The 22,089-nt window shown below is 67.9% G+C and carries 21 protein-coding genes; 12 read left to right on the forward strand and 9 right to left on the reverse strand.

Features of this window, described 5'->3' with window-relative positions; all coding sequences use genetic code 11:
• Nucleotides 1–24: 24 nt before the first annotated feature.
• The 6 genes from ABNQ39_RS15550 to ABNQ39_RS15575 all read right to left on the reverse strand — a co-directional run bounded on the left by ABNQ39_RS15550 (nt 25) and on the right by ABNQ39_RS15575 (nt 6,839).
• Nucleotides 25–897, reverse strand: coding sequence for an NAD(P)-dependent oxidoreductase (locus ABNQ39_RS15550; RefSeq protein WP_376961392.1), 873 nt, complete (start codon nt 895–897; stop codon nt 25–27).
• Between the two features lie 104 nt (nt 898–1,001).
• Nucleotides 1,002–2,894, reverse strand: a complete 1,893-nt coding sequence (locus tag ABNQ39_RS15555) for a TRAP transporter large permease (RefSeq protein WP_376961394.1) — start codon at nt 2,892–2,894, stop codon at nt 1,002–1,004.
• Between the two features lie 163 nt (nt 2,895–3,057).
• Nucleotides 3,058–4,098: a TRAP transporter substrate-binding protein gene (locus ABNQ39_RS15560; protein ID WP_376961396.1), complete on the reverse strand. Its 1,041-nt coding sequence runs from the start codon at nt 4,096–4,098 to the stop codon at nt 3,058–3,060.
• Nucleotides 4,099–4,193: 95 nt separating this feature from the next.
• Nucleotides 4,194–5,210, reverse strand: coding sequence for a transketolase family protein (locus tag ABNQ39_RS15565; protein ID WP_376961398.1), 1,017 nt, complete (start codon nt 5,208–5,210; stop codon nt 4,194–4,196).
• Nucleotides 5,207–6,064, reverse strand: coding sequence for a transketolase (locus tag ABNQ39_RS15570; RefSeq protein WP_376961400.1), 858 nt, complete (start codon nt 6,062–6,064; stop codon nt 5,207–5,209). The genes ABNQ39_RS15565 and ABNQ39_RS15570 overlap by 4 nt, the downstream gene beginning before the upstream one ends.
• 25 nt (nt 6,065–6,089) lie before the next feature.
• Nucleotides 6,090–6,839, reverse strand: a complete 750-nt coding sequence (locus ABNQ39_RS15575) for an SDR family NAD(P)-dependent oxidoreductase (RefSeq protein WP_098738439.1) — start codon at nt 6,837–6,839, stop codon at nt 6,090–6,092.
• 275 nt (nt 6,840–7,114) lie between these two features.
• Here ABNQ39_RS15575 and ABNQ39_RS15580 point away from each other — a divergent pair, with 275 nt between their 5' ends.
• Nucleotides 7,115–8,008, forward strand: coding sequence for a LysR substrate-binding domain-containing protein (locus tag ABNQ39_RS15580; protein WP_376961403.1), 894 nt, complete (start codon nt 7,115–7,117; stop codon nt 8,006–8,008).
• Here the strand turns inward: ABNQ39_RS15580 and ABNQ39_RS15585 are convergent.
• A complete protein-coding gene (locus ABNQ39_RS15585) occupies nt 8,005–8,997 on the reverse strand; it encodes a LacI family DNA-binding transcriptional regulator (protein ID WP_376961405.1) in 993 nt (330 codons plus the stop codon). The two genes, ABNQ39_RS15580 and ABNQ39_RS15585, sit on opposite strands and share 4 nt — an antisense overlap.
• Nucleotides 8,998–9,286: 289 nt before the next feature.
• On the opposite strand from ABNQ39_RS15585, the gene ABNQ39_RS15590 reads away from it, so the two are divergent.
• From ABNQ39_RS15590 to ABNQ39_RS15610, 5 genes are all read left to right on the forward strand, one after another.
• The gene (locus tag ABNQ39_RS15590) at nt 9,287–10,309 is read left to right on the forward strand and encodes a TRAP transporter substrate-binding protein (protein WP_098738441.1); all 1,023 of its coding nucleotides are present in this window, start codon (nt 9,287–9,289) and stop codon (nt 10,307–10,309) included.
• A gap of 28 nt (nt 10,310–10,337) precedes the next feature.
• On the forward strand, nt 10,338–11,234 hold the full coding sequence (locus ABNQ39_RS15595; RefSeq protein ID WP_376961407.1) for a ribokinase: 897 nt from the start codon (nt 10,338–10,340) through the stop codon (nt 11,232–11,234).
• A gap of 70 nt (nt 11,235–11,304) precedes the next feature.
• Nucleotides 11,305–12,243, forward strand: coding sequence for a dihydrodipicolinate synthase family protein (locus tag ABNQ39_RS15600; protein WP_376961409.1), 939 nt, complete (start codon nt 11,305–11,307; stop codon nt 12,241–12,243).
• Nucleotides 12,244–12,286: 43 nt separating this feature from the next.
• Complete coding sequence (locus ABNQ39_RS15605; RefSeq protein ID WP_376961411.1) at nt 12,287–12,832, forward strand: TRAP transporter small permease; 546 nt, start codon at nt 12,287–12,289, stop codon at nt 12,830–12,832.
• Between the two features lie 35 nt (nt 12,833–12,867).
• Nucleotides 12,868–14,148, forward strand: coding sequence for a TRAP transporter large permease subunit (locus tag ABNQ39_RS15610; RefSeq protein ID WP_376961413.1), 1,281 nt, complete (start codon nt 12,868–12,870; stop codon nt 14,146–14,148).
• A gap of 9 nt (nt 14,149–14,157) precedes the next feature.
• Here the strand turns inward: ABNQ39_RS15610 and ABNQ39_RS15615 are convergent, their stop codons facing one another.
• Nucleotides 14,158–14,877 (reverse strand): FadR/GntR family transcriptional regulator, encoded by a 720-nt coding sequence (locus ABNQ39_RS15615; RefSeq protein WP_376961415.1) that lies wholly within the window; start codon nt 14,875–14,877, stop codon nt 14,158–14,160.
• Between the two features lie 192 nt (nt 14,878–15,069).
• Between ABNQ39_RS15615 and ABNQ39_RS15620 the strand changes: the two genes are divergently transcribed.
• From ABNQ39_RS15620 to hydA, 6 genes are all read left to right on the forward strand, one after another.
• Nucleotides 15,070–15,870, forward strand: a complete 801-nt coding sequence (locus ABNQ39_RS15620) for a transporter substrate-binding domain-containing protein (protein ID WP_376961417.1) — start codon at nt 15,070–15,072, stop codon at nt 15,868–15,870.
• 104 nt (nt 15,871–15,974) lie between these two features.
• The gene (locus ABNQ39_RS15625) at nt 15,975–16,646 is read left to right on the forward strand and encodes an amino acid ABC transporter permease (protein WP_376961419.1); all 672 of its coding nucleotides are present in this window, start codon (nt 15,975–15,977) and stop codon (nt 16,644–16,646) included.
• Between the two features lies 1 nt (nt 16,647).
• Nucleotides 16,648–17,433, forward strand: coding sequence for an amino acid ABC transporter ATP-binding protein (locus ABNQ39_RS15630; RefSeq protein ID WP_376961421.1), 786 nt, complete (start codon nt 16,648–16,650; stop codon nt 17,431–17,433).
• Entirely contained in the window at nt 17,430–17,957 is a 528-nt protein-coding gene (locus tag ABNQ39_RS15635) for an ureidoglycolate lyase (RefSeq protein ID WP_376961423.1), read from the forward strand. The genes ABNQ39_RS15630 and ABNQ39_RS15635 overlap by 4 nt, the downstream gene beginning before the upstream one ends.
• A gap of 17 nt (nt 17,958–17,974) precedes the next feature.
• Nucleotides 17,975–19,225, forward strand: a complete 1,251-nt coding sequence (locus ABNQ39_RS15640; protein ID WP_376961425.1) for a cysteine desulfurase-like protein — start codon at nt 17,975–17,977, stop codon at nt 19,223–19,225.
• Between the two features lie 56 nt (nt 19,226–19,281).
• The gene (gene hydA / locus ABNQ39_RS15645; protein WP_376961427.1) at nt 19,282–20,718 is read left to right on the forward strand and encodes a dihydropyrimidinase; all 1,437 of its coding nucleotides are present in this window, start codon (nt 19,282–19,284) and stop codon (nt 20,716–20,718) included.
• Between the two features lie 13 nt (nt 20,719–20,731).
• Here hydA and ABNQ39_RS15650 read toward each other — a convergent pair whose 3' ends face one another.
• Nucleotides 20,732–22,000: a CynX/NimT family MFS transporter gene (locus ABNQ39_RS15650; RefSeq protein ID WP_376961429.1), complete on the reverse strand. Its 1,269-nt coding sequence runs from the start codon at nt 21,998–22,000 to the stop codon at nt 20,732–20,734.
• Nucleotides 22,001–22,089 lie beyond the last annotated feature (89 nt).

Raw genomic sequence — 22,089 nt, forward strand, 5'->3', positions numbered from 1 at the left:
GGATCGCATTCCTTTCCGCCGGGATCAACCGGTCTGGCCGGGATTTCCAATCGGTTCCGCAGCCTGGCCTGTTCCATTGAGCGCGTGGTAGCTGCGGATCACCTGGCTGTCGTCCATCGCCCCCTCTCCGCGGCCGGATGTGGCGAGGAACATCTGGTGGGCGACGGCGGCCAGCGGCAAGGCCGCCTTGGTGTCGCGGCCGGCCTCCAGCACGATGCCGAGATCCTTGACGAAGATGTCGACGGCGCTGGTGATGCCGGGATCGGCCTGAAGCATGCGCGGACCGCGGTCCTTCAGCATCCAGCTCGACGCCGCGGAGCCGCTCATGATCTCGAGCAGGATGTCGAGATCGACGCCGACCTTGGCGGCGAGCGCGAAGGCTTCGGCGACCACGGCGATGTGGACGCCGCACAGCAGCTGGTTGACGGTCTTCACCGTGGCGCCCTGGCCCGGCCGCTCGCCGACATGGAAGACCTTGTCCCCCATCGCCGCCAGCACCGGGCGCAGCCGCTCCACCACCGCGGCCGGTGCCGCCGCCATGATCGACAGGGTGCCGGCGACCGCACCCACCACGCCGCCGGACACCGGGGCGTCGACGAAGCGACGGCCCGCCGCCTCCACCCGCGCCGCCAGGGCGGCCACCGCTCCCGGCGGGCAGGTCGCCATCAGGATCACCGCTGATCCGTCCGGCAAGGCCTCCAGCGCGCCGTCGGCGAACAGCGCCTGCTCGGCCTGGGCGGCATTCACCACCATCAGCACCAGCGCATCGGCACCGGCCGCCGCCGCAGCCGCGCTGGCCGCCGGCCGGGCGCCGCGCGACGCCAGGGCGGCGACGCTGTCGCCGCGGACATCGAAGCCCTGCACGGCGAAGCCCTTGGCCAGCAAATTGTTCGCCATGGGCATTCCCATGGACCCGAGGCCGATGAATCCGACAATCGTCATTGTCCGGTGTCCTTGGATGCGAAGACTGTGAAGGGGAGAGAGGCCGGTGCCGGAGCGGGTCAGCCGAGGAAGCCGATCGACACCCAGGGGAACGCCGCGACGACGATCAGCCCGACCGCCAGCGCCGCCAGATATCCCAGGATGGGCTTCATGCCTTCATCCGGGCTGATGCGGCTGATGGCGCAGGCGGCGTAGTAGCCGACACCGAAGGGCGGGGCGAACAGGCCGATGCCCATCGCCAGGATGACGATCATCGCATAATGGACCTCATGCACGCCGATCTGGCGGGCGATGGGGAACAGCAGCGGACCGAACAGCACGATGGCGGGGATGCCTTCCAGCACGCTGCCCAGGATGACGAAGGCGACGATGGACACCGCGATGAACACCGGCACGCCGCCGGGCAACTCGCGCATGGCTGTCGCCAGGGTGTTGGAGAAGCCCGACTGGGTGAGCGCCCAGGCCATGCCGGTGGCCGCACCGATGATCAGCAGGATGGCGCCGGACAGGGCCGCGGTATCGACCAGCATCGGATAGATGCGGCGCCAGTCGAACTGGCGGTAGACCAGCAGCCCGGCGATCACGGCATAGACGATGCCGATGGTCGACACTTCGGTCGCCGTCGCCACGCCTTCGATCACCGCGGCGCGGATGATGAAGGGCAGGGCGATGGCGGGCAGGGCGATCAGGAACGCCTTGCCGATCTCGCTCCGACTGGCGCGGCGGACGTGGGACAGGTCCTCGTCGCGGTAGCGCCACCAGACCAGGGCGGCGAGCGCCACGCCGAGAACGATGCCGGGCAGCAGTCCGCCGGTGAACAGGGCGGCGATGGACACGCCGGTGACGGAGCCGATGGTGATCAGGACCAGGGAGGGCGGAATGGTTTCGGTCTGGGCGCCGGTGGCGGACAGCAGGGCGACCAGATCGCCGGGCTTGGCGCCGCGCGCCTTCATCTCGGGGAACAGCACCGGCGCCACCGCGGCCATGTCGGCCGCCTTGGAGCCCGAGATGCCGGACACGAGATACATGGCGCCGATCAGCACATAGGACAGGCCGCCGCGCACATGACCCAGCAGGCTGGCGAGGAAGCCGACCATGGCGCGGGCCATGCCGGTCATCTCGATCAGCTGGCCGAGGAATACGAACAGCGGCACCGACAGCAGGATCAGGTGGCTCATCCCCTCGTCCATGCGGCCGACCATGACGATGGCCGGGGTCGAGGTGGCGAGCGACAGATAGCCGAAGGTGGCGAGCCCGAAGGAGAAGGCGATGGGCAGGCCGAGGAACACCATCACGCCGACGCCGACGACGAAGAAGAGCAGCAGGTTGAGGTTGCCGAGCCCGGCGAAGACCGGGCCGGCCAGCACCGCCGCACCGATGGTCGCGACCACCGCCAGCGCCGCCCACAGCACGTCGGCGGCGCGGCCGACACGGGCCAGCCGCAGCAGGGCGACCGAGATCATCAGGACGATGCCGACCGGCAGCGCCGAGGCGCGCCAGGAGTTGGCGATGTCGAGCGCCGGGGTGGTGACCCACACCTCTTCCGAGGCGAATTCATAGGCGGGTTCGGCCATCAGCAGCAGGAAGGCCAGCGCCGCCGTCATGGCCAGCACGTCGAGGAAGGCCTGGGCGCGCGGCCCCAGCATGCCGACCAGCGCCGTCATCCGCATATGCTCGCCCCGGCGCAACGCGACGACCGAGCCGAACATGGCGAGCCAGAGGAACAGGATGGAGGCCAGCTCGTCCGACCAGATGATCGGGCTGTGGAGGAGATAGCGCCAGATGACGCCGACCAGCAGCACGCCGACCTCGGCGAGCACCAGCAACGCCGCCGGAAGTTCGACGAGGAACCCGATGCCCCGGTCGAGCTGGCCGAGCCAGCGGGCTTGGCTACCGGACGGTTGTCCGGAACCGTGGGCGACGGTTGCCGCCGCATTGATGGGAGTGTTCATGAGGCCAGCCCTTCGGAAGGACGATCGGTGGACGGGACGGCCGACCTGGACCCGCCGCCCCTGAAGCCGGTGCCATTCGGACCGGGTTCAAGGCAGGGGTGCGGATCGGCCGGGTCGCAATCGACGGCAGTCTCAATGGACGGCAGTCTCAGCCCGGACGGTCTCAGCCGAGCTTGCCGGACACCTTCTCCAGCAATTCCCAGGCGGTCGCGCCGTACTTGTCCTTCCACTCCTGATAGAAGCTGGTCGAGGACAGCGCCTTGCGGAACGGCTCGCGGTCGACGGTGTGGAAGGTCAGCCCCTTGGCGGCCAGATCCTTCTGGAGGCTGTCGTTCAGGGCGGCGATGTCGGCGCGCTGGTCGTCGGCCGAGCGGTCCAGTTCGCGGCCGACGATCCCCTGGACATCGGCCGGCAGCTTGGCGAAGGCGCGTTTGTTGCCCAGCACCCAGTAGCCGTCCCAGACATGGCCGGTCAGGCTGCAGGTCTTCTGCACCTCGTACAGGCGGGCGGTGGCGATGATCGCCAGCGGGTTTTCCTGCCCTTCCACCACCACGGTCTGGAGCGCGGAATACAGCTCGTTGAAGTTGATCGGGGCGGGAGCGGCGCCGATGGCCTTGAACAGCGAGGTCAGCGCCGGCGCCGGCGGCACCCGCATCTTGAAGCCCTTGATGTCGTCGGCGGTCTTGATGACGCGCGTGGAGGAGGTGACGTGGCGGAAGCCGTTGTCCCAGATCTTGCCGAGCGTCATGATCGGGGTCTTGGCGATCTCGGCGCGGATGTGCTTGCCGAGGTCGCCGTCCATCGCCTGCCAGACGGCGTTGTAGTCGTTGAAGGCGAAGCCCATGCTGGTGATGCCGGACACCGGGACGAAGGTGGCGAGGATCAGCGAGCTGAGATTGAAGATCTCGACCCCGCCGTTACGCACCTGACCCAGCAGGTCGGTGTCGCTGCCCAGCTGGTTGGCCGGGAACAGCTTGATGTCCAACCGGCCGGAGGTCGCCTCGCGGATGCGGTCGATCGCTTCCTGGGCGCGGATGTTGACGGGATGGGTCGGGTCCTGGCCGGTGGCGTACTTGAACTGGAACTCGGCGGCGTCCGCCGGGTATTTCAGGACGGTGACCAGGGGCAGGGCGCCGGCGGCGGCCAGAACGGCGCGGCGGCTGGGGCGGAAGGAGGTCGCGCGGAAGGGCGGCATCTTGAGCATGGTTTCCTCTCCGGAGGTCTATGGTTGGTTTTTTTGGGTTCGGCCTTCTTAGGGGACGACAGCGGGGAGGCGCCCTCCCCGCGTCCCGGGGGCACTTACAGCCAGCCCTTGATGCTGGCCGCCATCGCGTCGGTGGAGATGCCGTAGAGGTCGTGCAGGGTCGGCAGGGCGCCGGCCTTCAGGAACTCGTCGGGCAGGCCGATCTGGCGGAAGACCGGGGCGACGCCGGCACGCAGCAGGGTGCCGGCCACCGCCTCGCCCAGCCCGCCGATGACGGTGTGGTTCTCCGCCACCACCACCATGCGGCCGGTGCGCGCCGCCTCGCGCAGGATGGTCTCGGTGTCGAGCGGCTTGATGGTGGGGACGTGCAGCACGGCGACGCCGATCCTGTCGGTCTCCAGCCGCTGCGCCACCTCCAGCGCCCGCATCGTCATGATGCCGGACGAGATGACCAGAACGTCGGCACCGTCGCGCAGCAGCTTGGCCTTGCCGAGTTCGAATTTGTAGTCGTACTCGTCCAGCACCAGCGGGACGTTGCCGCGCAGCAGGCGCATGTAGACCGGGCCGTTGTGGGCGGCCATGGCGGGTACCACCTGCTCGATCTCGTGTGCGTCGCAGGGATCGATCACCACCATGTTCGGCATGGCGCGGAACAGCGCCAGATCCTCGGCCGCCTGATGGCTCGGGCCATAGCCGGAGGTCAGGCCCGGCAGGGCGCAGGCGATCTTGACGTTGCGGTTCTCCTCCGCAATCGTCTGGTGGACGAAGTCGTAGGCGCGGCGCGAGGCGAAGACGGCGTAGGTGGTAACGAAGGGCATCATGCCCTCATGCGCCATGCCCGACGCGGCACCCATCAGCAGCTGTTCGGCCATCCCCATCTGATAGAAGCGGTCCGGGAAGGCCTGGGCGAAGATGTGCAGGTCGGTGTATTTGGCGAGGTCGGCGGTCATGCCGACGATCTCCGGCCGCTGCTTCGCCAACTCGACCAGCGTATGGCCGAAGGGGGCCGGTTTCGTCCGCTGTCCCTCCGCCGCGATGGAGGCGATCATGGCGGAGGTCTTCAGGCGCGGCTTGGCGGCGTTGGAGCCGGGGGTGGTGGTGGCGGTGCTCATGCGGTCCTCCCGGCGTCGAGCGCGTCCAGCGCCAGCTGCCATTCGTGCGCGTCGACGCGGATGAAGTGGTTCTTTTCGCGGGCTTCGAGGAAGGGCACGCCCTTGCCCATCTTGGTGTCGCAGACGATCATCCGCGGCTTGGGCTCCGGGTGGGACTTCGCGGCGTCGAAGGCGGCGACCACCGCGTCCATGTCGTTGCCGTCGATCCGCTGGACGAACCAGCCGAAGGCCTCCAGCTTTTCCACCAGCGGCTCGAACGCCATCACCTGGGTCGACGGGCCGTCGGCCTGCTGGTTGTTGACGTCGACCATGGCGATCAGATTGTCGAGCTTGTAATGGGCGGCCGACATGATGGCCTCCCACACCGAGCCCTCGTCCAGCTCGCCGTCGGAGAACAGGGTGTACACGCGGCTGGCCGAGTTCTTACGCTTCAGGCCGAGCCCGATGCCGACCGCGATGCCGAGGCCGAGGCCGAGCGACCCGCCCGACATCTCCATGCCCGGCGTGTAGGCGGCCATGCCCGACATCGGCAGGCGGCTGTCGTCGCTGCCGTAGGTTTCCAGCTCTTCGGCCGGGACGATGCCGGCCTCGATCAGGGCGGCGTAGAGCGCGATGGCGTAATGGCCGTTGGACAGCAGGAAGCGGTCGCGCCCCTCCCAATGCGGATCCTCGGGCCGGTAGGTCATGGCGTGGAAGTAGGAGACCGCCAGCACGTCGGCGATGTCCAGCGCCTGCCCGATATAGCCCTGGCCCTGCACCTCGCCCATCAGCAGGGCGTTGCGGCGGATGCGGTAGGCGCGTTCGGCCAGCGGCACATTGTGCCCCAGCGGGGTGGTGTCGGTTGCGGTGTCCACGGAAGGTGTCTCCAGCATTTCGGGATCAGTGGATCAGCATGCCGCCGTTGACGTCGAGCGTGGCGCCGGTGACGTAGGAAGACAGCTCGGACGCCAGGAACAGGCAGGAGCGGGCCACATCGTCGGCGTCGCCCAGGCGGTTCAGCGGAATGCCCTTGAGGATTTCCGTCCGCAGTTCCGGGGTCAGCTTGTCGCCGGTGATGTCGGTCTGGATCAGGCCCGGCGTGACCGAGTTGACGCGGACGTTGTCCGGCCCCAGTTCGCGCGCCATCGCCTTGGCCAGACCCAGCACGCCGGCCTTGGCCGCGCTGTAATGCGGGCCGCCGAAAATGCCGCCGCCGCGCTGCGCCGACACCGACGAGATGCAGACGATGGAGCCGGACTTGCGCTCCCGCATGTGGGGGACGACCGCCTGGCTCATGTAGAGCGTGCCGCGCAGGCTGACGTCGGTCACCGCCTCGTAATTCTTCGGGCCGATGTCCATGAACTTCAGCGGCTGGGTGATGCCGGCGTTGTTGACCAGCACGTCGATGCGGCCGAATTCCTCCACCACGCGGTTGGCGGCGGCGAAACAGGCGTCGCGGTCGGTCACGTCGCAGGCCAAGCCGCGGTGCGCCTCGCCCAGTTCGGCGGCGGCTTCGGCAGCCTGGGCGGCGTCGAGATCCAGGATGATCGCGCGCCCGCCATGCAGCGCGAAGAGCTTGGCGGTCGCCCGGCCGATGCCGCGGCGCGACGCCGCCCCGGTGATCACGCAGACCTTGTTGGACAGCAGCATGGTCGCTTCCTCTTCTCGAAGCAGGCTCCGCCGTGGCGGCCATGCGGGTGCCGCGACGGAGCATCGGATTTATTGGGAGTTTTGTCGGGCTATCGGGGTGTTCGGTGTGGTCCGCTGATGGTTCGTTCGGCCGACCGTTGAGGAAATACTATGTTCTTGAGATGAGCCTGACAAACGAATAAGATCGCGGTTAGATGAATTGAATTCACTGAAATGACGCGATGCGGAAGCGGGTCTCAATCAAGGCGTTGCAAGCGTTCGAGGCGGCCGCGAGGTTGCAATCCTTTGCAACCGCAGCGCAGGATCTCGGGCTGACGCCGTCGGCGATCAGCCATCAGGTGAAGCTTCTGGAGGAGCAGCTGGGCTTTCCGCTGTTCCACCGGGTGCACCGGTCGGTGACGCTGACCGACGCGGGGCGGGCCTATGCCGCGGAAATCATCGCCGCCTTCGCCCGCATCGACACCGCCACGCGCAACGCCACCACCGCCGGGGCCGGCACCACCATCCTGACCGTCCGTTCGATGCCGAGCTTCGCCACGCAATGGCTGATGCCGCGGCTGAACCGCGTGAAGGAGCTTCACCCGGCCATCGACATCCGGCTCCAGGCCTCGGTCTCACCCATCGACCTGACGACGGGGGCGGTGGACATCGACATCCGCTACAAACCCGGTCCGCCGCCGTCCGGCTGCGTGATGGCCCAGTTCCCGGAGGACACCATCGTGCCGATGTGTGCCCCGGAGCTGGCCAATGGCCTGAACCCGATCCGCCGGCCGCAGGATCTGAGCCGCCATATCCTGATCCATTCGGAAATCAACATCGTCGGCTGGCGCGACTGGGCCCGCCGGCATCGCGGCGTACAACTGGACATGGAGCGCGGTCTGCGCTTCGACCGCTCCTTCATGGCGATCAACGCCGCGGTGAACGGGATGGGGGTTTGCCTGGACAGCCTGCTGCTCGCCCGGCGGGAACTGGACTCGGGCAGGCTGGTGATTCCGTTCCCGCCCCGGCCGCTCAAGGCGCAGGGGCACGGCTTCGTGACCTTGAAGTCGTCCTTCGACCTGCCGAAGGTCCGGCTCTTCCGCGACTGGCTGTTCGACGAGTTGGAATCCTGCCGCCAGTGGGAGGAGCGCTGCCTCGCGTCCCTGCAAGGGGCGGCAGCGCCGCGTTAAGGGCGTGGGGCCGCCGTCGTTCCCCGGCGGATCAGGGTCGGCACCAGCGGCGGCAGAGCGGAAGGCCGGCTCCCCTCCAGGCAGGCGAGCAGATAGTCGGCGGCGCGCCGGCCGATCTCGTGATTGTCGACGTGCATGGTGGTCAGCGGCGGGTCGAGCTGGCGGCTGATGGCGATGTCGTCAAAGCCGGTGATGCTGATGTCATGCGGCACCGACAGCCCCATCGCCCGCGCCTCCAGCAGGGCGCCGAGGGCGAGGTAGTCGTTGCCGCAGATCACCGCGGTCGGCGGCGGATCGGTCGCCAGCATGGCGCGCACGCTCTGCCGGCCGAAATCGATGCTCCATTCCCCTTCGCACAGATGCTGCGGGCGGATGCCGAGGCCGCGTTCGGCCAGCGCCTCGCGCACCCCGTCCAGGCGGGCGGCGACACGGTCGTTGCCGGCGGTCGGCTGGATGATCACCCCGATGGTTTCGTGGCCGAGGTCGAGCAGATGGCGGGCGATGCTGTGGAAGGCCTGCCGGTTGTCGAAGCCGATGCAGGGATGCGGGCTGTCCGGCCGGTGGCTGTAGGTGACGACATAGGGAATGTGCCGGGCCTGGATGCTGGCGAACAGGTCGGTCCGGTGCGCCTCGCCGACGATGGCCAGCGCCTCCACCCCGCGGGCCAGCATCGCCTGGACGTCGTGCGCCGCCTGATCCTGGTCGTAATTGAAGCAGCTCAGCAGCAGCGTGATGCCGCGGTCGGCGAAGGCGGCCTGCATCGCCCCGACCTGGGCGGCGAACACCTCGTTGTCGAGGGTGGGGATCACCGCGCCGACGATGGAGGTGCGGCGGCGGGCCAGCGCGCTGCCGGCGGCATGCGGCATCCAGCCCATCGACTTGGCGGTTGTCAGCACGCGTTCGCGGATCGCCGGGGCGACCTTTTCCGGATTGTTGAAGACGCGCGAAACGGTGGCGATCGACACCTCCGCCGCTGCGGCGACATCCACGGCACGGGGCGCACGCGGTTTACCGGACGCACGGGGCGCAGGTCCGGGCTTCGGATCGCGCTCTGACATCGCCGGCATCTCCATAAGGTTGTGCGGAACCGCTTCGTTGAAAGCGGTTACATATCTCCCAGGCCACGTCAAGTTTGTTGTTGCATCAGTCCGTGACGCGATCTATGTAAGCGCTTACATCAATGGCGCCGGCCCTGTGACGCGCTCACTCTCCCGGCCCGTTTTTCCATGGCAACCCGCGAAGGCCCGCCGACGAACGGGCCGCATCAGGAGGAATGGTATGCGCAACGGTCTTCAGGCAGTTCTGGCGAGCGCCGTCACGGCAGGCATGCTGCTGTTCAGCGGCATGGGCAATGCGGCGGAGATCGGCGCGCACACCATGAAGCTGGCGAGCGCCGGTGCCGACGGGTCGCCGCTGGCGCTGGGCATGGCGAAGTTCGCCGAGATCGTGAAGGAGAAGAGCGGCGGCAAGATCAAGGTCCAGCTCTTCACCAACGGCGTGCTGGGCGGCGACGTGCAGATGATCTCCGCGCTCCAGGGCGGCATCGTCGAGATGACGGTGCTGAATGCCGGGCTGCTGTCGAGCCTGGACGACAATTTCGTCATGGTCGACCTGCCGTTCCAGTTCGACTCGCCGAAGGTTGCCGACGCCGTGATGGACGGCCCGGTCGGCAAGACCCTGCTGGACAAGCTGTCGGCCAAGGGGCTGGTCGGTCTCGGCTATTGGGAGCTCGGCTTCCGCCAGCTGACCAACAGCCGCCGTCCGATCGCCACCGTCGAGGACATCGCCGGCCTGAAGATCCGCGTCGTGCAGTCGCCGATCTACATCGACCTGTTCAACACGCTGGGCGCCAACGCCGTGCCGCTGCCCTTCCCGGAGGTCTACACCGCGCTTGAGAGCAAGACGGTCGACGGCCAGGAGAACCCGGCCCCCAGCATCCTGACCGCCAAGCTGAACGAGGTGCAGAAGTACCTGACGCTCAGCAACCACATGTACAACCCGCAGGCTGTGCTGGTCGGCGCCAAGTTCTGGGCCAAGCTGAACGAGGACGAGCGCAAGCTGATCCAGGACGCCACGCTGGAGGCCCGCGATTACGAGCGCCGCGTCTCGCGCGAGCAGGCGAGCAAGGCCGTGGACGAGCTGAAGGCCAAGGGCATGACCGTCACCGAGCTGGCCCCGGCGGAAGTCGAGAAGTTCCGCGCCAAGATCCGCCCGGTGGTCGAGAAGTTCTCGCAGAAGGTCGATCCCGCCCTGATGGCGCAGGCCCAGGCCGAGATCGCCAAGGCGCGCGCCGCCCAGTGACGGTGCGGTAAGGCAGCGGAGCAGAGCCATGATCGTCGTCTTCGGATCCATCAACCTCGACATGATCTTCGCCATGGAGGATCTGCCCCTTGCCGGGCAGACCCTGCTGGCGCGGTCGCTGGATTTGCATCCCGGCGGCAAGGGGGCCAACCAGGCCGTCGCCGCCGCCCGCGACGGCGCCGCGGTGACCATGGTCGGGGCCGTCGGCGGCGACGGGCTGAAGGAAACCGCGTTGAGCGGTCTGCGCGGCGCCGGTGTCGATCTGTCCCGCGTTGCGGTGACAGACCGGGCGACCGGCACCGCCGCCGTCTGCACCGACGCGGCGGGCCGCAACCAGATCGTCGTCGCCGGCGGGGCCAACCTCCAGGCGCGTACCGATCAGGTGGAGGACGCGCTTCTCTCGCCCGCCACCACTCTGATCGTGCAGATGGAGTCCGATCCCGGCGAGACCGCGGCGCTGATCCTGCGCGCCCGCCGGCTCGGCGCACGGGTGATCCTGAATCTCGCTCCGGCGGCGCCGCTGCCACGGCCCGTGCTGAAGTCCGTCGACATCCTGGTGGTGAACGAGGATGAGGCGGAATGGCTCGGCAGCCATCTCGGCTGTGCCGGCGACGCGCCGTCGCTCTGCGCCGTGCTGGGCGGCACGGTGATCCGCACTCTGGGCGGCGACGGCGTCGAATGGTCGGCGGTGGACGGCAGCGGCCGGCAGCCGGCTCCCGCCGTCGCGGTGCGCGACACCACCGGGGCCGGCGATTGCTTCGTCGGCGTGCTGGCGGCCGAACTGGACCTCGGCCGGCCGCTTGCCGCCGCCATCCGCCGCGCCGCCTGTGCCGCCTCGCTGTCCTGCACGCGGGCCGGCGGTCAGGCCAGCCTGCCGGCAGCGGCGGAAACCGACAGAGCACTCGGCGGGCTGGCGGTCGCCTGACAGGCCACGAGCTTCGGTTTCGTGCTCCATTCCCTTGCTTTCGCATTCCCTCCCGATTGGAAGTCTTCCCATGGCGCAGCGCATTGACGGCATCATCCCGGTGATGCTGACCCCCTTCACCGATGCCGGCGAGATCGATTATCCGGGGCTGACCCGCCTGATCGAGTGGTATCTGGCCAACGGCGCCGACGCCCTGTTCGCCGTCTGCCAGTCCAGCGAGATGCAGTTCCTGTCTCTGGCCGAGCGGGTGGATCTGGCGAAATTCGTCGTCGCCGCCGTCGCCGGCCGGGTGCCGGTGGTGGTGTCGGGCCATATCAGCGACGACCTCGACGCCCAGGTCGAGGAACTGACGGCGATGGCCGCCACCGGTGGCGACGCGCTGGTTCTGGTGACCAACCACCTCGACCCGAAGAACGAGGGAACCGAGGCGTTCCGCCGTCACCTGTCCCATCTGCTGGAGCGGCTGCCGAGCGACATTCCGCTGGGCCTCTACGAGTGCCCGGCGCCCTACCGCCGGCTGCTGAGCGACGAGGAACTGCGGCTGTGCATCGACAGCGGCCGCTTCGTCCTGCTGAAGGACGTCAGCTGCGATCTGCCGACGGTCGAGCGCCGGCTGAAGATCGCCGAGGGCTCCGGCCTCGCCATCATCAACGCCAACGCCGCCATCGCGCGCGACGCCATGCGGGCCGGGTCGCCGGGCTTCACCGGCGTTTTCACCAACATCCACCCCGACCTCTACCGCTGGATGCGGCTGCATGGCGACCGCCATCCCGAGCTGGCGGTCGAGCTGGCGACCTTCCTGGTGGTGGCCGCGGTGTCGGAAAGCCTGGGCTATCCGGCCTTCGCCAAGATGTACCACCAGCGCCTCGGCACCTTCGGGTCGATCCGCTGCCGGGTGATCCAGTATGACGTGCGCGAACGCTTCTGGGCGCTCGACGCGGTGCTCGATAAGGTGGTCGTCGGCACCGACGCCTTCCGCGCCAAAATCGCGGCCCTGCCGGCCGAATGACCTGACGGGGTCCTGAACGAAAAGAGTTTAAAGGGAGGAACGGATGGGCCGCTTCATCGACGGGTATGTCTTCGTTCTGAAGGTCGCGATCGTGGCCTGTCTGGCCGGCATGCTGGTGCTGGTGTTCGGCAACGTGGTGCTGCGCTACGGCTTCAACAGCGGCATCACGGTGTCGGAGGAGCTGTCGCGGCTTCTCTTCGTCTGGATGACCTTCATGGGCGCGGTGGTGGCGTTGCACAAGCATGGCCATCTCGGCATGGACACCATGGTCGCCCTCCTGCCCAGGACGGGGCGGCTGGTCTGCTTCTGCCTCAGCCATCTGCTGATGATCTACGCGACCGGGCTGCTGCTCGGCGGCAGCTGGGACCAGACCTTGATCAACCTGTCGGTGACGGCGCCGGCCACCGGCCTGTCGATGGGGTTCTTCTATGGCTCCGGCGTTGTGTTCGGCGTCCTGGCGCTGATGATCCTGGCCTTCAACCTCCTCCGCGCGCTCACCGGCCGCCTCAAGGACGGCGAGCTGATCACGGTGACGGAGTCCGAGGAAACGGTCGACGCCACCCATGCGCCCACCGGCCGGCACGCTTGATTCCCAGATAGCCCGAGCGGCAAGGAGTTCCTTCCATGACCGTCACCGTCTTCCTCGGCTCGCTGCTGGGGGCCATGGCCATCGGCACGCCGATCGCCTTCGCGCTGCTGCTGTGCGGCGTGGCGCTGATGTTCCATATGGACCTGTTCGACGCCCAGATCGTCGCCCAGAACGTCGTCAACGGCGCCGACAGCTTCCCGTTGGTCGCCGTGCCCTTCTTCATGCTGGCGGGCGAGGTGATGAATGCCGGCGGCCTGTCGCGACGCATCGTCGCCGTGGCGATGGCGCTGGTCGGCCATATCCGCGGCGGGCTCGGCTATGTCGCCATTCTCGCCTCCTGCATCCTCGCCAGCCTGTCCGGGTCGGCGGTGGCCGATGCCGCCGCCCTGTCGGCCCTGCTGGTTCCGATGATGGTGCGGGCCGGCCATGACAAGGCGCGCTCCTGCGGGCTGATCGCCGCCGGTGGCATCATCGCGCCGATCATCCCGCCCAGCATCGGCTTCATCCTATTCGGCGTCGCCGCCAACGTGTCGATCACCAAGCTGTTCCTGGCCGGCATCTTTCCGGGCCTGATGCTGGGCCTGGGGCTGGTCGCCGCCTGGTGGCTGGTGGTCCGTCACGAGAATCTGGCCCCGCCGCCGCGCGCGACGAAGGGCGAGGTCGCCGTGGCGGTCAAGGACGGCTTCTGGGCGCTGATGCTGCCGGGCATCATCATCTTCGGCCTGAAGTTCGGCATCTTCACGCCCACCGAGGCGGCGGTGGTGGCGGCGGTCTACGCGCTGTTCGTCGCCGTGGTGGTCTATCGCGAGCTGAAGCCGTCGCAGCTGTTCGACCTGTTCGCTTCGGCGGCCACCACCACCGCGGTGGTGATGTTCCTGGTCGCCGCCGCCATGGTGTCGGCCTGGATGATCACCATCGCCAACCTGCCGGCCCAGGTCGGCGACATGCTGGAACCCTTCATGGGCAGCCCGACCCTGCTGATGGCCGCCATCATGGTGCTGGTGGTGATCGTCGGGACGGCGATGGACATGACGCCGACCATCCTGATCCTGACCCCGGTCCTGATGCCGGTGATCAAGCAGGCCGGCATTGATCCCGTCTATTTCGGCGTGCTGTTCATCATCAACAACGCCATCGGCCTGATCACGCCGCCGGTCGGCACCGTGCTGAACGTGGTGGCCGGCGTGGCGAAACTGAACATGGGCGCCCTGATGCGCGGGGTCTGGCCCTTCCTGCTGGCGCAGCTGCTGGTCCTGGCCCTGCTGGTGCTGTTCCCGTCGCTGGTGATGGTCCCAGCCCGCTGGTTCGCGGGCTGAGCCGATCCCCTACAGGGAGCTACCGGCCACCGGTTCGGCAGCTTTTCCTGCACCCAGCAGAATGCCCAGGCGCCCCGCGGCACCGGTGATGTGATCGGACATCGCCTGCGCCGCGCGGGCGCCGTCGCGCGTCTGCAACGCTCTTAAAATCCGTTCGTGCTCCTCCAGCGTTTCCCAGATGCGATCCTCTTGGGCGAAGGGAAGCGTCTGGATTTCCGTGACCACCGCGTCGACCGTGCGGAACAGGTCCAAGACCATGCGGTTGCCGCAGCCTTCGACGATCAGGTGATGGAATTTGCTGTCCTCCACCCCGGCCTGGGCGAAGTCATGCGCCTCGAAGGCGGTGCGCATCCGCACCAGCGTGCTGGCCAGCGTGTCGAGTGCTGTGCCGGGCAGGGCGATGGCGGCGAGCTGGGCGGCGTGGGGCTCCAACGCCAGACGCGCCTCGTAGACCTCGCGGGGCGAATAGAGGTCGGCGAAGCGCCAGGCGGCGACCGGGTCCGGCGGCTTTCCATCGGTGAGGAAGACGCCGCGCCCCACCTCGATCCGGATCAGGCCGAGGGTTTCCAGCGCCGACAGCGCCTCGCGCAACGATGCCCGGCTGATGCTCAGCCTCTCGGCAAGCTCGCGCTGGGGCGGAAGCTGATCGCCCGGACGCAGTCCCTGTTCGTCGATGATCCGACGGATCTTCTCGACCGCCGCCTGTGGCACCAACAGCCGTCCACGCATCCTGCCGTTCCCTGTCTGTCGTTGCTCTTGCCGGGGTGCCCCACGCGACGCCTTGACAATAGCCCAGAAAGGGCGTGCAATCCAACTGGTCAGACCGGTATGGCCTCTCAGACCAAAGAAAACGACAAAACCGGCTTTCAGGGATTCGCGTCAGGCATTCACCCACCCATGCAGGGAGACGCAGGTACAGCCATGCGCAGACAGATTCTTAAATTCGCTCTCTTCGCCGCGGCCTCCGCCACCGTCTGGGGCGGCTTCGCACCGGCCCATGCAGCCGACCTCGCCGTCGGCGCCAACATCGGCAACGTCCCGTGGGAGTTCCAGGACGCGACCGGCAAGTTCGTCGGCTTCGAGATCGATGTGGTCAACGAGGCGGCCAAGCGCCTGGACAAGACCGTGGAGATCGTCAACATCCCCTTCAACGGCCTGTTCTCCGCCGTCCAGTCGGGCCGGATCGCCATGGCGATCTCGTCGATCACCATCACCGACAAGCGGCTGGAGTCGGTCTCCTTCGCCCAGCCCTACTATGACAGCGACCAGTCGCTGACCGTGCGGGCGAACACCCCGCTCAAGAGCGTCGATGACCTGAAGGGCAAGTCGCTCGGCGTCGATACCGGCTCGACCGGCGACATGTGGGCCAACCAGAATCAGGCCAAATACAGTTTCGGCGATATCCGCCGCTACGAGGGGCTCCAGCCGGCGATGCTCGACCTCGGGGCCGGGCGCCTGGACGGCTACATCAGCGACATCCCGGCCTTGCTCTACTACACCAAGGACAAGCCGCAGTTCAAAGTGGTCCAGCGCATTCCGACCGGCGAGCGCTATTCCGTGATGTTGGCCAAGGACAGCCCGCTGCTGCCCGCCGTCAACGACCAGATCACCGCGATGAAGAAGGACGGCACCCTGGCCGCCCTGCACGAGAAGTGGTTCGGCGTGAAGCCCGACGCCGACGGCAGCACCGTCAAGGTTCTCGACATCCCGAAGAAGTCCTGAGCGCGGACCGTCTCCCCGCCATTGGACACCCCGTCATCGGATCCCATGGCCGGGCACACGGCGCCTGAGTTGCGCGTGCCCGGCCCATGCCTGGACATTCCCTCATGGACTTGATCGACACCTTCTTCAACGGAAGGGTGCTGTGGGATGCGCTGCCGCTCCTGCTGATGGGGCTGGGCACCACGCTGTCGCTGGGGATCCTCAGCATCGTGCTCGGCCTGATCGGCGGCCTGGCCCTCGCTCTTCTGCGTCTCTACGGCCCGCCGGCCCTGAGCGGACTGTGGGTGTTCTACATCGACCTGTTCCGCGCCATTCCCATCCTGGTGCTTCTGGTCATCGTCTATTACGCCCTGCCGTTCGTCGGCATTCGGCTTTCCCCCTTCGCATCCGCCACCACCGCCCTGTCGCTGGTCAGCGCCGCCTACAGCGCGGAAATCCTGCGGGCCGGCATCCAGGCGATCCCCCGCGGCCAGTTCGAGGCCAGCCAGGCGCTTGGCCTGTCCTACTGGAGCATGATGGGTGACATCGTCCTGCCGCAGGCCGTCCGCATCGTCATTCCGCCGATGACCAGCAACTGCATCAACGTGATGAAGGACACCGCGCTTGCCTCCGTCGTCGCGATGCCGGACCTGCTGAAGCAGGCGACCCAGGCCCAGGCGCTGGCGGCGAACCCGACGCCGCTGATCGGCGCCGCCGCGCTGTATGTGCTGCTGCTCCTGCCGATGGTGCGCGCCGTGGGAACGCTGGAACGACACTTCGCCAGGGAGCGCCGCTGACATGCAGATCAACGATATCCAAGCGGGGGAAGCGGGCAGGGCGCCATCCGCCGCCCGTCCGATCATCGCCATCCGCGACCTGCGCAAGATGTATGGCAGCTTCTGCGCCCTGTCCGGCATCAATCTCGATGTCGCGGAGGGCGAGGTGGTCGTTCTGCTCGGCCCGTCGGGGTCGGGGAAATCGACCCTGATCCGCTGCATCAACCTGCTGGAGACCTACGATTCCGGAACCGTGACGGTGGACAATGTCGCCGTCCGGCCCGGCCCCAATCTGGCGGCCGTCCGCAGCGAGGTCGGGATGGTGTTCCAGAGCTTCAACCTGTTCCCCCACATGACCGTGCTGCGCAACGTCGCGCTGGCGCCGATCCGGGTGCGCAAGCTGGCACCGAATGCCGCCGAGGAGCGGGCGATGGAGCTGCTGACCCGCGTCGGCATCGCCGAACAGGCCGGCAAGTTCCCCGGCCAGCTGTCGGGCGGCCAGCAGCAGCGCGTCGCCATCGCACGCGCGCTGGCGATGGAACCGAAAATCCTGCTGTTCGACGAGCCGACCTCGGCGCTCGACCCGGAGATGGTCGGCGAGGTGCTGGACGTCATGCAGTCGCTGGCCCGTACCGGTGTCACCATGGTGGTGGTCACCCACGAGATGGGCTTCGCCCGCCGCGTGGCCGACCGCGTCATCTTCATGGAGCGCGGCCAGATCGTCGAGGAGGCGAAGCCGGAAGCCTTCTTCTCCGCACCCAGGGAGGAGCGCGCCCGCGCCTTCCTGCAAGCGGTCCTGAACCATTGAGCGCCGCCCGGATCATCCCGGCGATGCCGCTGACCGGCGACGCCTTCGCCCCGTTCGGGACGGTGCTTTCCGCCGGCATGGGCAGGTCGTCCCTGGTCAATGACGGGCGCGGCATCCGCTACGACGCCGAGCATGGCCTTGGATTCGCCGGTGAGCCGCTGCCGCCGGTGCTGGCGCTCTACCGTATAACGCCTTCGCAGATGCCCTTCGCCGTGACGGCGATGGAGCAGCATCCGCTTAGCAGCCAGACCTTCGTCCCCATGACCGGCGGGCGTTTCCTGGTGGTGGCCGCCCTCGCCGACGATGGGGGCGAGCCGGATCCGGAGACCGCCCGCGCCTTCGTCGCCGGTCCCGATCAGGCGATCACCTATGCGGGAGGGGTCTGGCACTGTCCGCTTGTGGCTCTCGACGAGACCGCCGACTTCGCCATGATGATGTGGCGCGCCCCCGATCCCAACGCCGACTGCCGCATCGTCTCCCTGTCCGTGCCGCTGCTGGTCGCCGACCACGCCGCGGCGATCTGACCGAAGGAACCGAACCCGTGTCGAACGTGACGACCTCCCCGCTCGATCTGTCCTTTGTCCGCGCGCAGTTCCCGGCGCTCGCCGGCGACTGGATTTTCATGGACAATGCCGGGGGTTCCCAGACCCTGACGCGCGTCGCCGACCGCATCCGGGATTATCTGCTGACCAGCAACGTGCAGCTGGGGGCCAGCTATGCCGTGTCGCGCAAGTCCGGCGCGCGGGTCGCCGACGCCCATGCCGACATCGCCGAGCTGATCGGCGCCGCCCGGCCGGACGAGGTGGTCATGGGCGGGAGCACCACGGCCCTGCTCTACACCCTGTCGGCGGCGATGGCCGACCAGATCCGGCCCGGCGACGAGATCGTCGTCACCAACTGCGACCACGAGGCCAACATCGGTCCCTGGCGCAAGCTGGAAGAGAAGGGCGCCGTGATCCGGACCTGGGCGGTCCGCCCCGACAGCCTGGAACTGGCGCTGGACGATCTGGAACCGCTGCTGAACGGTCGCACGCGGCTCGTCTGCGTCACCCATGCCTCGAACATCCTCGGCACCATCAATCCGGTGGCCGACATCGCCCGGCTGGTGCACCGGCACGGCGCCAAGCTGCTGGTCGATGCCGTCGCCTATGCCCCGCACCGCGCGGTGGATGTGGCCGGCTGGGATGTCGATTATTATGTCTTCAGCTTCTACAAGGTCTACGGTCCCCATTTCGCCGTTCTCTACGGCAAGCACGAGCATCTGGCGGCGCTGCCCAGCCTCAACCATTACTTCATCGACCGTTCGGTGATCCCCTACAAGCTCCAGCCCGGCAATGTGAATTACGAACTCGCCGTCGGCTGCACCGGCATCGTCGATTACCTTGCCGAGCTGGGTGAGCGCTGCGGCGCCACAGGACCGCGCCGGGCCAGGATCGAGGCTGCCTTCGACGCCATCGCCGCCCATGAGGAGGCGCTTGCCGAACGGCTGCTTGCCTATCTGCGCGGACGCAACGATGTGAAGGTCATCGGCCATTCCGCGGCCGACCGCTCCCTGCGGGTCCCGACCATCAGCTTCGTGGTCGACGGATACCGGTCGGACGAGGTGGTGAGCGCGGTCGATGCGTCGATGATCGGTATCCGCTTCGGCGATTTCTATGCCAAGCGCCTGGTCGAGACGCTGGGGCTGGCTGCGGTCAACGGCGTGATCCGCGTGTCCCTGGTCCATTACAACACGCTGGACGAGGTCGACCGTCTCATCGAAGCCCTCGGCAGTGCCATGCCGCAGCGGTGAGTGCCGGGACGACCCGAGGATGACCGACCGATCACATCTGGAACAGGATCAGGCACATGGCTGAGTTCGATCTGGTGGTGCGCAACGGCACGGTGGTCACGGCCGCCGATGTCAGCCGCTGCGACATTGGCATCAAGGACGGCCGCATCGTGGCGCTGGCCGAACGGCTCGACACCTCCGGACAGGTCCTCGACGCTTCCGGCAGGCTGGTGATGCCGGGCGGCATCGACAGCCACGTCCACATCGCGCAGGACGGCGACGACGGCACGATCATGGCCGACGATTTCCGCAGCGGCACGCTGTCCGCGGCTTTCGGCGGCAACACGACGGTCATCCCCTTCGCATTGCAGCCAAAGGGCCATTCGCTGCGCGCCGCCGTGCAGACCTATCACGAGCGGGCGGAAGGCCAGTGCCTGACCGACTATTCCTTCCACCTCATCATCTCCGACCCCACCGAGCAGGTGCTGGGGCAGGAACTGCCGGCGCTGGTGCAGGACGGCTACACCTCGTTCAAGGTGTTCATGACCTATGACGACCTGAAGCTGAACGACCGCGAGCTGCTGGAGGTGTTCGACGTCGCCCGGCGCGAGAAGGCGCTGGTGATGGTCCATGCCGAAGGCTATGACGCCATCAAGTTCCTGACCGAGCGGCTGGAGCGCGCCGGCCGCACCGATCCCTATTACCACGCCGAATCCCGTCCGATCCCGGTGGAGCGGGAGGCGACCCATCGCGCCATCTCCTTCGCCGAGATCGTCGACGTGCCGATCATGATCGTCCACGTCTCGTCCGCCGACGCCATCGAGCAGATCCGCTGGGCGCAGAGCCGCGGCCTCAAGGTCTATGCCGAAACCTGCACCCAGTATCTGACCCTGACGGCCGACGACCTGAAGGGGTTGAAAATGGAGGGCGCCAAATACGTCTGCAGCCCGCCGCCGCGCGACAAGGAAAGCCAGGACGCCTGCTGGACCGGCCTGCAATCGGGGCTGTTCTCGGTCTTCTCCTCCGACCACTGCCCCTTCCGATTCGACAGCCCCGCCGGCAAGAAGAAGCAGGGCGAGCGGACGGCCTTCAAATGGGTCCCCAACGGCATCCCCGGCGTCGAGGTCCGGCTGCCGATCCTGTTCTCCGAAGGGGTGGGGAAGGGGCGGATTTCCTTGCAGGAATTCGTCGCCCTGACATCGACCAACCATGCCCGGATGTACGGCCTCGCCCCGCGCAAGGGCAGCATCGCCATCGGGGCGGACGCCGACCTCGTGCTGTGGAATCCCGACCGCAAGGTGACGATCACCCAGGATCTGATGCACCATGGGGCCGACTACACGCCCTATGAAGGGATGGAGGTGACGGGCTGGCCCGAAACCGTCCTGCTGCGCGGCACCGTCATCATCGACAAGGGCGTGCAGACCGGCAAGGCGGGCGATGGCCGGTTCCTGCACCGGTCGATCTCGCCCTTCGCGGCGCCGCGCGGCCGCCGCCCGACGCAATACGACTGAGCGGAGCGCGTGATCAGAGGCGGAGTTGGCGGGGGCGGCCGGCGAGGTAGCCGAAGACGCCCGCCACCACCGCGATCACGACGAAGAGCAGGGCGGAGGCGTGCCAGTCGCCGCTCCAGCCATGCAGCAGCCCGACCAGAAACGGGCCGCCCGACGCCAGCGTGTAGCCGACGCTCTGCGACATGCCCGACAGGTGCGACGCGATGCGGCTGTCGGGCGAGCGCAGCACGATCAGGGTCAGCGCCACGGCGAAGGCCCCGCCCTGGCCGATGCCAAGGATCGCCGCCCACAGCGCGATGGTCCAGAGCGGAGCGTAGAGACAGCCGACCATGCCGACGAGGCTGCAACCGAGCATCGAGACGGCGGCGAGGCTCTGGCTCGGGGTCCGCGTCGCCAGCATGGGCGCGACCAGCGCCGCCACCACCTGGACCATCACCGATCCGGACACGATCAGTCCGGCCGTCGTCGGGTCGAACCCGCGGTCGCGCAGCATCGGCGCCATCCAGCCGAGCACGATGTAGGCCAAAGCCGATTGCAGCCCCATGAACAGGGTGATCTGCCATGCCAGGCGGTTGCTCCACAAGCCGCGCACCGACGCGGTGGCGGGGCCGGCTTCGCTCTGGCGTCCGCGGGTCAGTGGCAGCCAGGCCACTGCCGCCACCACCGCCGGCACCGCCCAAAAGGCCAGGGCGCCGGTCCATTGCCCGAGCGCCTTCTCCAGCGGCACCGTCGCCCCCGCGGCAATCGCCGCCCCGGCGCAGAGCGCCATGGTGTAGACCCCCATCATCAGGCTGATCTTGCGGGGGAAGTCGCGCTTCACGACGGCGGGCAGCAGCACGCCGATGATGCCGATCCCCGCACCCGCCAGCGTCGCCCCGGCGAACAGCGCGGCGAAAGTGCCGACCCCGCGCAGCGCGACGCCGAACCCCAGGACCAGCAGCGTGAAGAAAATCGTCCGCTCCGTGCCGAAGCGCTGGGCCAGACGCGGGGCGATCACCCCGAACAGGCCGAGGCAAAGCACGGGCGAGGTCGTCAGCAGCCCGGCCTGCCCGGAACTCAGGCCGGCATCGCGCACCACATCGCCCATCACCGGCGCAAGGCTCGACAGCGCCGGCCGCAGGTTCAGCGCCACCAGCACGAGGGTGACGGCGACCAGCAGCGGGTGGTGCAGCGCCGGAGTCTCCGTCCGGATTTTGTCCGTCCGATGAGGTTCGGGCCGGGTGGCCGCCGGGCCGCCGCTGGATGACTCGGCGGATCGGCCGGCGGCGCTTTCGATGGTCATGAACAGCCTGGACGGTTTTGTTGGCGGGGCCAAGCAATCGACCATCGGTTGCCCGCAGGGTCAACCCGCCCCCGCTGCAACCCACCCCA

It is taken from the genome of Azospirillum sp. A26, from assembly GCF_042604635.1.
GTDB lineage: Bacteria > Pseudomonadota > Alphaproteobacteria > Azospirillales > Azospirillaceae > Azospirillum > Azospirillum palustre.